The 12,856-nt window shown below is 52.5% G+C and carries 10 protein-coding genes and 2 CRISPR repeat arrays (1 of these 12 only partly in view); all 10 genes read left to right on the top strand.

Going from position 1 to position 12,856, the window contains the following annotated elements; translation table 11 throughout:
- On the top strand, window positions 1-1,589 hold a 1,589-nt coding region (gene cysI, locus RDN66_RS20290; RefSeq protein ID WP_308538143.1), incomplete at its 5' end, for an assimilatory sulfite reductase (NADPH) hemoprotein subunit.
- Window positions 1,590-1,690: 101 nt separating this feature from the next.
- Window positions 1,691-2,425: a phosphoadenosine phosphosulfate reductase gene (cysH, locus tag RDN66_RS20285; protein WP_035892862.1), complete on the top strand. Its 735-nt coding sequence runs from the start codon at window positions 1,691-1,693 to the stop codon at window positions 2,423-2,425.
- A 334-nt stretch (window positions 2,426-2,759) separates the two neighbouring features.
- Window positions 2,760-3,703: direct repeats of the CRISPR family, unit length 28 nt; unit sequence GTGTTCCCCGCGTGAGCGGGGATAAACC.
- Window positions 3,704-4,060: 357 nt separating this feature from the next.
- Window positions 4,061-6,739, top strand: a complete 2,679-nt coding sequence (gene cas3, locus RDN66_RS20280) for a CRISPR-associated helicase Cas3' (protein WP_202217281.1) — start codon at window positions 4,061-4,063, stop codon at window positions 6,737-6,739.
- On the top strand, window positions 6,736-8,292 hold the full coding sequence (gene casA / locus RDN66_RS20275) for a type I-E CRISPR-associated protein Cse1/CasA (RefSeq protein WP_248538309.1): 1,557 nt from the start codon (window positions 6,736-6,738) through the stop codon (window positions 8,290-8,292). Before cas3 ends, casA begins: the two co-directional genes overlap by 4 nt.
- Window positions 8,289-8,849, top strand: a complete 561-nt coding sequence (casB, locus tag RDN66_RS20270) for a type I-E CRISPR-associated protein Cse2/CasB (RefSeq protein WP_202217283.1) — start codon at window positions 8,289-8,291, stop codon at window positions 8,847-8,849. Before casA ends, casB begins: the two co-directional genes overlap by 4 nt.
- 13 nt (window positions 8,850-8,862) lie before the next feature.
- Window positions 8,863-9,918, top strand: a complete 1,056-nt coding sequence (gene cas7e / locus RDN66_RS20265) for a type I-E CRISPR-associated protein Cas7/Cse4/CasC (protein ID WP_202217284.1) — start codon at window positions 8,863-8,865, stop codon at window positions 9,916-9,918.
- Window positions 9,919-9,927: 9 nt separating this feature from the next.
- A complete protein-coding gene (gene cas5e / locus RDN66_RS20260; RefSeq protein ID WP_308538142.1) occupies window positions 9,928-10,674 on the top strand; it encodes a type I-E CRISPR-associated protein Cas5/CasD in 747 nt (248 codons plus the stop codon).
- Entirely contained in the window at window positions 10,656-11,306 is a 651-nt protein-coding gene (cas6e, locus tag RDN66_RS20255; RefSeq protein ID WP_202217286.1) for a type I-E CRISPR-associated protein Cas6/Cse3/CasE, read from the top strand. Before cas5e ends, cas6e begins: the two co-directional genes overlap by 19 nt.
- Window positions 11,303-12,226, top strand: coding sequence for a type I-E CRISPR-associated endonuclease Cas1e (gene cas1e, locus RDN66_RS20250; protein ID WP_202217287.1), 924 nt, complete (start codon window positions 11,303-11,305; stop codon window positions 12,224-12,226). The genes cas6e and cas1e overlap by 4 nt, the downstream gene beginning before the upstream one ends.
- A complete protein-coding gene (gene cas2e, locus RDN66_RS20245; RefSeq protein ID WP_202217288.1) occupies window positions 12,223-12,516 on the top strand; it encodes a type I-E CRISPR-associated endoribonuclease Cas2e in 294 nt (97 codons plus the stop codon). Before cas1e ends, cas2e begins: the two co-directional genes overlap by 4 nt.
- Before the next feature lie 96 nt (window positions 12,517-12,612).
- Window positions 12,613-12,856: direct repeats of the CRISPR family, unit length 29 nt; unit sequence GTGTTCCCCGCGCCAGCGGGGATAAACCG; it runs 273 nt beyond the window's last position.

Here is a 12,856-nt window from a genome sequence, read left to right as displayed (position 1 = left end):
GCGGTTTTAAAGGCGATAACTTCCTGCTGATCCGTTTCCACGGCATGTACCAGCAGGACGATCGCGATATCCGCGCGGAACGCGCCGCCCAGAAGCTGGAGCCGCGCCATGCGATGCTGCTGCGCTGTCGTCTGCCGGGCGGGGTGATCACCACTACCCAGTGGAAGGCCATCGACAAATTTGCCGCTGATAACACCATTTACGGTAGCATCCGTCTGACTAACCGTCAGACCTTCCAGTTCCACGGTATTCTGAAGAAGAACGTGAAGCCGGTGCACCAGATGCTACACTCCGTCGGGCTTGATGCGCTGGCGACCGCCAATGACATGAACCGTAACGTGCTGTGTACCTCTAACCCGTATGAGTCAGAGCTGCACGCCGAAGCCTACGAGTGGGCGAAGAAAATTTCTGAACATCTGCTGCCGCGCACCCGCGCTTATGCGGAGATCTGGCTCGATCAGGAAAAAGTGGCGACGACGGACGAAGAGCCGATCCTCGGTTCAACTTATCTGCCGCGTAAGTTTAAAACTACCGTGGTGATCCCGCCGCAGAACGATATCGATCTGCACGCCAACGACATGAACTTCGTGGCTGTTGCTGAAAACGGCAAGCTGGTGGGCTTCAACCTGCTGGTCGGCGGCGGTCTGTCCATCGAGCACGGGAATAAGAAAACCTACGCCCGTACGGCGAGTGAATTCGGCTATCTGCCGCTTGAACATACGCTGGCGGTTGCGGAAGCGGTGGTGACGACGCAGCGCGATTGGGGTAACCGTACCGACCGCAAAAACGCTAAAACCAAATACACCCTTGAGCGCGTCGGCGTCGATACCTTCAAGGAAGAAGTTGAGCGCCGTGCGGGGATCAAATTTGAACCGATCCGCCCATACGAGTTCACCGGTCGTGGCGACAGGATTGGTTGGGTGAAAGGGATCGACAACAACTGGCACCTGACGCTATTCATCGAAAATGGCCGTATTCTGGATTACCCGGGTCGTCCGCTGAAAACCGGCCTGCTGGAGATCGCGAAGATCCACAAAGGCGATTTCCGCATCACCGCCAACCAGAACCTGATCATCGCTGGCGTACCGGAAAGCCAGAAGGCGAAAGTAGAGAAGCTGGCTCGCGATCATGGTCTGATGAATGCGGTGAAGCCGCAGCGTGAAAACTCCATGGCCTGCGTGTCGTTCCCAACCTGTCCGCTGGCGATGGCGGAAGCCGAGCGTTTCCTGCCGTCGTTTACTGACAAAGTGGAATCCATTCTGGAAAAACACGGCATTCCTGAAGAACACATCGTGATGCGCGTCACCGGCTGTCCGAACGGCTGTGGCCGCGCGATGCTGGCTGAACTGGGGCTGGTGGGTAAAGCGCCGGGCCGCTACAACGTGCATCTGGGCGGTAACCGCATGGGTACGCGCATTCCGCGTATGTATCGCGAAAACATTACGGAAACCGAAATTCTCGCTTCCGTAGACGAACTGGTTGGGCGCTGGGCGAAAGAGCGCGAAGTGGGTGAAGGCTTCGGCGACTTTACGGTGCGTGCGGGCATCATTCGCCCGGTGCTCGATCCAGCGCGTGATTTCTGGGAATAACCTGAATTGCCGGATGGCGGCATAAATGCCTTATCCGGCCTACCGTCTGCGTAGGCCTGATAAGCGAAGCGCCATCAGGCAAGGCATACAGCGAGGAACTTATGTCCAAACTCGATCTAAATGCGCTGAATGAACTGCCAAAAGTCGAACGCGTGCTGGCTCTGGCGGAAACTAACGCCCAACTGGAAAAGCTAAGCGCCGAGGAGCGTGTGGCCTGGGCATTGGAAAACCTGCCCGGTGAATACGTGCTCTCCTCAAGCTTTGGTATTCAGGCGGCGGTAAGCCTGCATCTGGTAAACCAGATTCGCCCGGATATCCCGGTGATCCTCACCGATACCGGCTATCTGTTCCCGGAAACCTATCAGTTTATCGACGAGTTAACGGACAAACTCAAACTCAACCTACAGGTCTACAGCGCGAAAGAGAGCGCCGCCTGGCAGGAAGCACGCTACGGCAAACTGTGGGAGCAGGGCGTTGAGGGCATTGAGAAATACAATGACATCAACAAGGTTGAGCCGATGAACCGGGCGCTGAAAGAGCTCAACGCACAAACCTGGTTTGCCGGCCTGCGCCGCGAGCAGTCTGGCAGCCGCGCGACGCTGCCGGTGCTGGCGATTCAGCGCGGGGTCTTTAAAGTGCTGCCGATCATCGACTGGGACAACCGTACGGTTTACCAGTACCTGCAAAAGCACGGCCTGAAGTACCATCCGCTGTGGGATCAGGGCTATCTGTCGGTAGGCGATACGCACACCACCCGCAAATGGGAGCCGGGCATGGCGGAAGAAGAGACCCGCTTCTTCGGGCTTAAGCGCGAGTGCGGGCTGCACGAAGGGTAATGACTCTTTACTCTATTTAACGCCTCTTGCTGTATAGCCGGGGGCGTTTTTATTTGTCAGCAACATGTCTCGATACAGATGGCATCTGCAGAAATAATCATATCAGGGATAAAATAGCGTTAGCAGTTCGGAGTAAGCAGATTCGCAACTCTCACCATCTTGGTGAAAGCTTGAGATACCCGATAAGAAGGTTTTTCGGTGGAATGTGAGATGCATGATAATGATTTTTTTAGTCTTTTAAAATCAATGTGTTAATTTTTGCTTTTGAACTCTGAAAGTTGGTAGAAATTAAAGCGGTATAAAAATATAATGAATTCAATTGGTTATTTTTAGAGTGTTCCCCGCGTGAGCGGGGATAAACCGCAACCTAATTCTGCAACCTGGTTTACGTGCGCGTGTTCCCCGCGTGAGCGGGGATAAACCGGATTGAACGATCCCCGCATCCAGGCGAGCAGGGTGTTCCCCGCGTGAGCGGGGATAAACCGATTGCAGATGTAGAGAAAAAGTGTTGACAGTAGTGTTCCCCGCGTGAGCGGGGATAAACCGGCTATGAAGCAAAAATGCAGTCTATGGTGAATGTGTTCCCCGCGTGAGCGGGGATAAACCTGTACGCGAGTAGTCTATTTATTGATGCGTCTCGTGTTCCCCGCGTGAGCGGGGATAAACCGGGATTTCAGGCATAAAAAAACCGCCTTCAAGGGTGTTCCCCGCGTGAGCGGGGATAAACCGCATTATCGCCACGGTTGAGCAGGACGAAACGGGTGTTCCCCGCGTGAGCGGGGATAAACCGTGAATACTATCACCGACCCATTAGGCCAAACGGTGTTCCCCGCGTGAGCGGGGATAAACCGGTTCGTCCGGCACTTCAATATCTGCTGGCTTAGTGTTCCCCGCGTGAGCGGGGATAAACCGCTGATTCTGGCGTTGCTCATATCGCGCAATGAGTGTTCCCCGCGTGAGCGGGGATAAACCGTCGCGCCTTATTTCGTGAAAGTGGAAACACTGGTGTTCCCCGCGTGAGCGGGGATAAACCGATAGTAGTCTCTATAGCGTGGATAACCGAGGGGTGTTCCCCGCGTGAGCGGGGATAAACCGCGCTAACGTTCGTCGGCTTTTCCGGTATCTGTGTGTTCCCCGCGTGAGCGGGGATAAACCTAAAAATATACAAAAAGGGATTGTATTGAGGGCGTGTTCCCCGCGTGAGCGGGGATAAACCGCAAGCTGGTCTGAACGGTGATGCTTTCATCGGGTGTTCCCCGCGCCAGCGGAGATGGGTCGAAAGGATGGGTAATTATTCACGCCTCAAATGATTTGGTAAGCATTAATTATAATGAGTCGGTTATTGAGCTATTAATAATAGGCCTTATTACCTGGGCAATACGACTTTAAATGCCATAAAATCACTTTTTCTTTTTGCTAGTTACATTGTAGATGATTAGCATATCCTTTGTTATATATGGTTTAACTATATAGATAAATTTTGTTTTGTGACGATAAATAATACACATCTATTAGTCATATTGAAAAATAATGTAATAGGATGTTTTATATAATGATGTTTTGAGGTATATCAAAAAATAAATATATGAGTTGCCCAATATAGGCAGATATTCTTGTCACCAACTTGAGGCTTTTGTGACGATATTTAAGTATTGGGGAAAAAGCGCACGTGGAGACAAAAACGGTGGCGACGATTATCACCTGCTGTGCTGGCACTCGCTAGACGTTGCTGCGGTCGGGCATTGGATGGTAATAAACAATATTTATTGTATCGACAATTATCTTCAGAAGTTGGGGTTACAAAGTACCGAGCAGGCCGCACATTTTTTTTCCTGGATTCTGTGCTGGCACGATATCGGAAAGTTCGCTCATTCATTTCAACAATTACATCTTCATACCGATTTTCTCTCTTCTGAAGCGCCCTTGCGGCAATATGAAAATATTTCCCATTCGACGTTAGGTTACTGGCTGTGGAATAATTATTTAAGTGAATGTTCAGAATTATTCCCTCTATCTACGTTATCAGCCCGCAAACTTCGCCGAACCATTGCAATGTGGATGCCGCTGACGACAGGGCATCACGGACGCCCGCCAGATGCTATTCAGGAAGTGAACAATTTTCGCCAGCAGGATAAAGAAGCGGCTCGCGACTTTCTTCTGGCGATAAAGCAGCTATTCCCATTGGTTGAGATTCCCGAATATTGGGATGATGACGAAGGCATTGAACAGATTAATCATCTTTCCTGGTTTATTTCAGCTGCGGTAGTCCTCGCCGACTGGACCGGTTCTTCAACGCGTTATTTCCCGCGTATCGCGGAAAAAATGCCCGTTGAGCATTACTGGAAGCTGGCGCTTAGCAAAGCGAAAGAGGCGGTTTCTGTTTTCCCTCCGTCTGCGGAGATTGCCAAATTCTCAGGTATCACCACGCTGTTTCCCTTTATTCAGCATCCCACGCCGTTACAACAGAAAGCCCTGCAATTGGATATTAGCCCTGATGGTGCTCAGTTATTTATTCTGGAGGATGTGACGGGAGCCGGGAAAACGGAAGCCGCGCTGATACTGACTCATCGTTTAATGGCTGCGGGAAAGGCGCGGGGGCTTTATTTTGGGTTACCAACGATGGCAACCGCAAATGCCATGTTCGATCGTCTGGCGGCAAGCTGGTTGGCGCTGTACCAACCGGAATACCGTCCCAGCCTGGTGCTGGCACACAGTGCAAGTGGATTAATGGACCGGTTTAATCAGTCAATCTGGTCAGGTGATTTAGCTGGCTCAGAGGAACCGGACGATTCACAGCCTTTCAGCCAGGGCTGCGCCGCCTGGTTTGCAGACAGCAATAAGAAAGCGCTGCTTGCCGAGGTGGGCGTCGGCACGTTGGATCAGGCAATGATGGCGGTCATGCCGTTTAAGCATAGTAACCTGCGGATGCTGGGGCTAAGTCAGAAGGTTCTGCTGGCTGATGAGATCCACGCTTACGATCAGTACATGTCACGGATCCTTGAAAGTTTGATCGAGAAACAGGCCCGTGACGGCAATTCCACCATTTTGCTTTCAGCCACACTCTCGCAACAGCAGAGAGAGAGGCTGATTGCGGCGTTTGCGAAAGGCGCGAAATGCCGAGCAGAAGCACCGCTATTAGGCTATGACGATTATCCCTGGCTCACCCAGGTTACGCGCTCGAAAGTGGTTTCCTCGCACGTGGAAACCCGTAAAGAAGTTGAACGTAGCGTCAATGTGGGTTGGATACACAACGAACAGGCGTGCATTGAACGTATCGGTCAAGCGGTGCTTCACGGCAGGTGTATTGCCTGGATACGAAATTCCGTTGATGACGCGGTGCGTATTTATCGACAGCTTGTTTCTCAGGGCGTCGTCTCGCCTGAAAATCTGACCCTCTTTCACAGCCGTTTTGCCTTCTATGACCGCCAGAGAATTGAATCTCAGACGCTTGAACTCTTCGGTAAGCAAAGTGCGGCTCAGCGTCGCGGCAAGGTCATTATCGCTACTCAGGTTATTGAACAAAGTTTAGACATCGATCTCGATGAAATGATCTCCGATTTAGCGCCGGTTGATTTACTGATCCAACGTGCTGGACGACTGCAAAGACACATTCGCTATCGCAATGGGCGAGTAAAAACCTCCGGTCAGGATGAACGAGATTCGCCAGCGTTGCTGATTCTTGCACCTGAATGGGATGACTCGCCGCAAGAAAACTGGCTATCCAGCGTCATGCGCAACAGTGCCTATGTTTATCCCGATCATGGTCGTCTGTGGTTGACCCAGCGCGTGCTGCGTCAGCAAGGCGAGATTCGGATGCCGCAGTCTGCCCGACGACTTATTGAGTCGGTATATGGTGAAGACGTTGAAATGCCTGAAGGATTCGCGAAGACGGAACAGCAGCAGGAAGGAAAATTCTACTGCGACCGGGCATTTGCCAAACAGAACCTCATAAATTTTGCACCAGGGTATAGCCCCGAAAGTGGTGATTTACTGCCGGAAAAACTGTCGACGCGGCTGGCTGAAGAGTCCATCACGCTGTGGCTGGCGAGGATTGTCGAAGGGGTCGTGAGGCCTTATGCGCCGGGAGAACACGCCTGGGAGATGAGCGCATTGCGCGTACGTCAGGGCTGGTGGGAAAAACATAAAGACGGGTTTGAACGACTGGAGGGCGAGGCACTGCGCCAGTGGTGTGTAGAGCAACATCAGAATAAAGAATTTGCCGTGGTGATTGTTGTGTCGAATTTAGATTCGTGCGGCTATTCGTCGCATGAAGGGTTAATCGGAAGTATGGAGGTTGAGCAGATACCTGAATGAATAGCTTCTCACTTTTAACAACGCCCTGGCTTCCCGTGCGCTTTAAAGATGGTTCCATAGGGAAGTTGGCGCCCGTCAATCTGGCGGATGAAAACGTGGTCGATATTGCCGCTACACGAGCCGATTTACAGGGGGCTGCCTGGCAGTTTCTGCTGGGATTGTTGCAATGCAGTATCGCGCCAAAAAACCGCAATCGCTGGGAAGATGTCTGGGAAGATGGACTCAGCGCGGATGCCCTGCATCGCGCGCTGGAACAACTGGAACACGCCTTTCAGTTTGGTGGCGAGACGCCTTCTTTTATGCAGGATTTTGAGCCGCTAACCGGGGAGACGGTTTCTATTGCTTCCCTGTTGCCTGAGATTCCTGGTGCGCAGACCACCAAATTTAATAAAGACCACTTTATTAAACGTGGCGTTACGGAGCGCTTGTGCCCACATTGCGCGGCGCTGGCTCTATTTTCGCTACAGTTAAATGCCCCAGCAGGTGGCAAAGGTTATCGTACCGGGCTTCGCGGCGGCGGGCCGATGACCACGCTTATCGAGTTGCAGGAGTATCAGGGGAACCGGCAAACGCCGCTGTGGCGCAAATTGTGGCTCAATGTCATGCCGCAAGATAGCGCCGAAATGCCGTTGCCTGGCTTATACGATGAATCTGTTTTCCCCTGGCTTGCGGCGACCCGTACCAGCGAACAGGCAAATGCCGTCACAACGCCAGAGCAGGTGAGCCCGTTACAGGCATACTGGGGAATGCCGCGGCGTATTCGCATTGATTTCAACACCACTCACTCAGGCCGTTGCGATATCTGTGAAACGGAAAGTGATGCGCTGCTGAGCGGTATGACCGTTAAAAATTATGGTGTCAATTATGAAGGCTGGCGGCATCCGCTCACGCCTTACCGCCTGCCATTAAAAGAAGGTAGTGGCTTCTATTCCGTTAAGCCTCAGCCTGGTGGGCTTATCTGGCGCGACTGGCTGGGATTGAATCACGAAGGGACTTCAGAAAATAACACTGAGTATCCGGCGCTGGTGGTCAAAACCGTTGGCGCGCATAGCCTGAAAGACACCAGGATTGGGCTGTGGGGCTTTGGTTATGATTTCGACAATATGAAAGCCCGCTGCTGGTATGAACACCACTTCCCACTGCTGTTAACTGAAAACCTCATCCCCAGTCTGCGTAAGGCGGCAAATACCGCGTCGCGTAACCTCAGCTTACTGCGTAGTGCGTTAAAAGAGGCCTGGTTTGCTGATGCTAAAGGCGCGCGCGGCGATTTCAGCTTTATCGATATAGATTTCTGGAATCTGACTCAGGGGCGCTTTTTGCAAATGATTCACGATCTTGAAAATGGCTGGGAGCTGGATGACCGGTTGAGCAAATGGCAAACGGATATCTGGCTATTTACCCGCAGCTATTTTGATGACCGCGTTTTTACCAACCCTTATGAAGGGGTTGATCTCAAACGCATCATGATGGCGCGGAAAAAATATTTCACGAAATCGGCGGAGAAGCAGAGTACGAAAGCCGCCAAAGCCAAAAAGCAGGGGGCTGCTGAATGAAAATAGTGAAGGACGATCATAGAGTGACGTTACGTCAGTGGCATGCAGGGCTACAGGAAAAGCGCGGTCTGCGTGCCAGCCTGCGCCACAGTAAAACGGTGACTGACATCTGTCTCTCGGAAGGGTTCCGCTCCCTGCTGATGCAGACCCATACGTTGTGGAAGATCGACGGGCAAGAGTGGCGCTTTACCGCGCTGGGTATTACAGCGGCGTTGGCCGCACACGTTAAATCAATCGATGAGCGACAGACGTTTGCTGCGCAACTGGGCCAGATGACGGGCAATAACCCGGTGATGTCGGAACTGCGTTTTTCCCGCTTATCGGCGGTGAAAACGCCCGACGAACTTTTGCGTCAGTTGCTCCGCGCGGTTCGGTTGCTGAACGGTGCCGTCAACCTGCCTTCTCTGGCGGAGGATGTTTTTCACTGGTGCCGGGAAAACGATGAATGGCTCAACCATATTCGCCGCCAGCAACGACCAACTGAATTTATTCGCGTCCGCTGGGCTCTGGAGTATTACCAGGCCGGTGAAGCAGATTGCGACAATAACAAAGATTAATAAGGACTCTCTAATGACAACGTTTATTCAACTGCATTTACTGACCGCTTATCCGGCAGCCAACTTGAACCGTGACGATACCGGCGCGCCGAAAACGGTCGTACTCGGTGGTGCCACGCGCCTGCGCGTTTCTTCGCAAAGCCTGAAGCGTGCATGGCGGACGTCCGAACTTTTTGAGCAAGCGCTTGCCGGGAATATCGGTATACGCAGCGGGCGCATTGCGCGCGAGGCGGCGAATATCCTGATTGAAAAAGGCATTGATCCGAAAAAAGCGGTCGAATGGGTAGAGGGGATCGCAAATTGCTTTGGCAAAGTAAAAGCAGATAAGAAAGCAAAAGATGTCCTGACTAACGCTGAAACCGAGCAACTGGTGCATATTAGCCCCGCCGAATTTGAAGCGGTAAAAACGCTGGCGTACCGTTTGGCAGAAGAAAAACGTGCGCCGAAAGAGGATGAACTGGCACTGCTGCGTAAAGATCGCATGGCCGTCGATATTGCGATGTTTGGCCGTATGCTGGCCAACAAACCGGAGTTCAATATTGAAGCTGCTTGTCAGGTTGCGCATGCCTTTGGCGTCAGTGAAACGATCGTTGAAGACGATTTCTTTACTGCCGTCGACGATTTACGTGCTTCTTCAGATGATGCGGGCGCAGGTCACCTGGGGGAAACCGGATTTGGCTCGGCACTGTTTTATACCTATATCTGCATCGACAAAGATCTGCTGCTGAAAAACCTGAATGGCAATGAAGAGCTGGTGAACAAAACGCTGCGTGCATTCGCCGAAGCGGCGCTGAAAGTCTCGCCAACCGGCAAACAAAACAGCTTTGCCAGCCGCGCTTACGCCTCCTGGGCGCTGGCGGAAACAGGGACCGATCAACCACGCTCACTGGCGGCGGCATTTTATAATCCGATCAACGGCACTAACCAACTGGATGTGGCGGTAAAACGCATTACCGAGCTGCGTGAAAAGATGAAAGAAGTCTATGGCGAGCAAACTCAATTTTGCCACTTTGACGTGATGCAGCAGCAGGGAACGATGAAAGACGTCCTGGACTTTATCTGCGCGTAAGGGGCGGCTATGAGCCAATATTTGGTTTTTCAGCTTCATGGGCCAATGGCCTCCTGGGGCGTCGATGCGCCCGGCGAAGTGCGCCATAGCCATGAGCTGCCTTCGCGTTCGGCATTACTGGGGCTGCTCGCGGCAGCGCTCGGTATTCGTCGTGATGAAGAAGCGCGTCTGAACGATTTTAATCGTCATTACTCTTTTTTGCTGTGTGCCAGTGAGGAACCGCGCTGGGCGCGGGATTATCACACGGTGCAGATGCCAAAAGAGGTGCGCAAAGCGCGTTATTTTAGCCGTCGGGAAGAGTTGCAGGATTCTGAGTTGCTCAGCGCGTTGATTTCCAGGCGCGACTACTACACCGATGCCTGGTGGATGGTCGGCGTTGCGATGACGCCGAATGCGCCTTATACGCTGGAGCAACTCCAGGAGGCATTACAACATCCGGTATTTCCTCTATATCTGGGGCGAAAAAGCCATCCGCTGGGGTTGCCGCTTGCACCGTTATTTCTGGAAGGAAGTGCGCCGGATGTCCTGCGCGCTGCCTATCGTCAGTATGCGGATAAATTCAATCAGCTCAAACTTCCTTTGGCGAAATTACAGAGTGAATGCTGGTGGGAAGGGGAACACGACGGCTTAACCGCGAATAAAATTCTGTGCCGCCGTGACAGGCCGTTGAGTCGCCAGCAATGGTTGTTTGGCGAACGTACCGTGAATCAAGGGCCGTGGCTCAGCAAGGAGGAACCGTGTACCTCTCAAGAATAACGTTGTATACCGCTCAGCTTTCGCCTTCACAGCTGCTTCATCTGGTGGATCGTGGTGAGTACGTCATGCATCAGTGGCTGTGGGAACTTTTTCCCGGCGGCAAGGAGCGACAGTTTCTTTATCGTCGCGAGGAGTTACAGGGGGCCTTTCGCTTTTTTGTTTTGTCGCAGGAACAGCCAGCAGAAAGTGCGCTTTTCGACGTGCAGTGCCGCGCGTTTAGCCCTGCGCTAAGCGTGGGGCAGACGTTGCGATTTAACCTGCGTGCGAATCCGACCATTTGCAAAGCAGGTAAGCGCCATGACTTGCTGATGGAAGCAAAGCGCCAGGCCAAAGCGCAGAGGGATAGCCAGGATATTTGGCTCCAGCAGCAGCAGGCGGCGCTGGCGTGGCTGTCTCGTCAGGGGGATCAACATGGATTCTCTCTGCGTGAGGTGAGTGTTGATGCCTATCGACAGCAGCAGATACGACGCGAGAAAGCTCGGCAGATGATCCAGTTCAGCAGTGTGGATTATAGCGGCGTGCTGGTGGTCAACGATCCTGAGCGATTCCTGCAACGACTGGCGGCGGGATACGGTAAAAGCCGGGCGTTTGGCTGCGGGATGATGATGATCAAACCGGGAGACAGTGAGTGACGTTTGTCCCGCTAAGCCCGATCCCCTTAAAAGATCGTACCTCAATGATCTTCCTCCAGTACGGTCAGGTGGACGTACTGGACGGTGCGTTTGTGTTGATCGACAAAACCGGAGTCCGCACGCATATTCCGGTTGGTTCGGTCGCCTGCATTATGCTGGAGCCGGGGACTCGAGTTTCGCACGCGGCGGTGCGTTTAGCGTCTACGGTCGGTACGCTTCTGGTCTGGGTAGGGGAAGCAGGCGTCCGGGTTTACGCTTCTGGTCAACCCGGAGGCGCTCGAGCGGACAAGCTGCTGTATCAGGCAAAGCTGGCGCTGAATGATGATTTACGTCTGAAAGTGGTGCGCAAAATGTATGAACTACGTTTTCGCGAACCACCGCCAGCTCGTCGCTCTGTTGAACAACTGCGTGGTATTGAAGGTTCTCGTGTGCGCCAGACGTATGCGTTGCTGGCGAAACAATATGGCGTGAAGTGGTACGGTCGCAACTATGATCCTAAAGACTGGGAAAAAGGCGATGTCGTCAATCGGTGTATTAGCGCCGCGACATCGTGCCTTTATGGTATTTCAGAAGCGGCTATTCTGGCAGCTGGCTATGCTCCTGCGATTGGTTTTATTCACAGCGGTAAACCGCTTTCTTTTGTTTATGACATAGCCGATATCATTAAATTTGACTCAGTCGTACCAAAGGCATTTGAAATTGCTGCCCGTCATCCTGCAGAGCCAGATAAAGAGGTGCGGCTAGCCTGCCGCGACATATTCCGCAGTACGAAGTTGACCGGCAAACTGATCCCTCTGATTGAGGAAGTCCTTGCCGCCGGTGAAATTGATCCCCCGCAGCCCGCGCCAGATATGTTGCCACCTGCAATACCGGAGCCTGAATTATTAGGCGACGGCGGTCATCGAGGGCGTAGTGGATGAGTATGGTTGTTGTGGTAACGGAAAACGTTCCGCCGCGTCTACGAGGGCGTCTGGCTATCTGGTTGCTGGAAATCCGTGCAGGTGTTTATGTAGGTGATACCTCAAAGCGAATTCGGGAAATGATTTGGCAACAAGTCACGCAATTGGGCGGAGTGGGAAATGTTGTGATGGCCTGGGCGACAAATACGGAGTCCGGTTTTGAGTTTCAAACCTGGGGTGACAATCGACGTACTCCGGTAGATTTGGATGGAATCAGACTGGTGTCTTTTCTTCCTGTTGATAATCAATAGGTTGAGTGTTCTTTAATAAATTGGAATTGTTGCTGATAAGTTGGTAGGTTGTTTCTTGGTAAAAAATGTAATAGAAAACAGTTATATACGTTTAGAGTGTTCCCCGCGCCAGCGGGGATAAACCGGACGCAGTAGGCGACCATACCCACAATGAAACGTGTTCCCCGCGCCAGCGGGGATAAACCGGTAGCAATGCATAGAGTATAACGAGGCTCCAGGTGTTCCCCGCGCCAGCGGGGATAAACCGAGCCCGAGTGGTAACGACCAGGCACCATTTATGTGTTCCCCGCGCCAGCGGGGATAAACCGGAATACGCGCCAACATGGACTTTTTCGCCTTC

Source organism: uncultured Kluyvera sp. (genome assembly GCF_902485085.1).
Taxonomy (GTDB): domain Bacteria; phylum Pseudomonadota; class Gammaproteobacteria; order Enterobacterales; family Enterobacteriaceae; genus Kluyvera; species Kluyvera ascorbata.
Note: the sequence above shows the minus strand (reverse complement) of the source record. Positions and strands in the feature narration are given on the sequence as shown.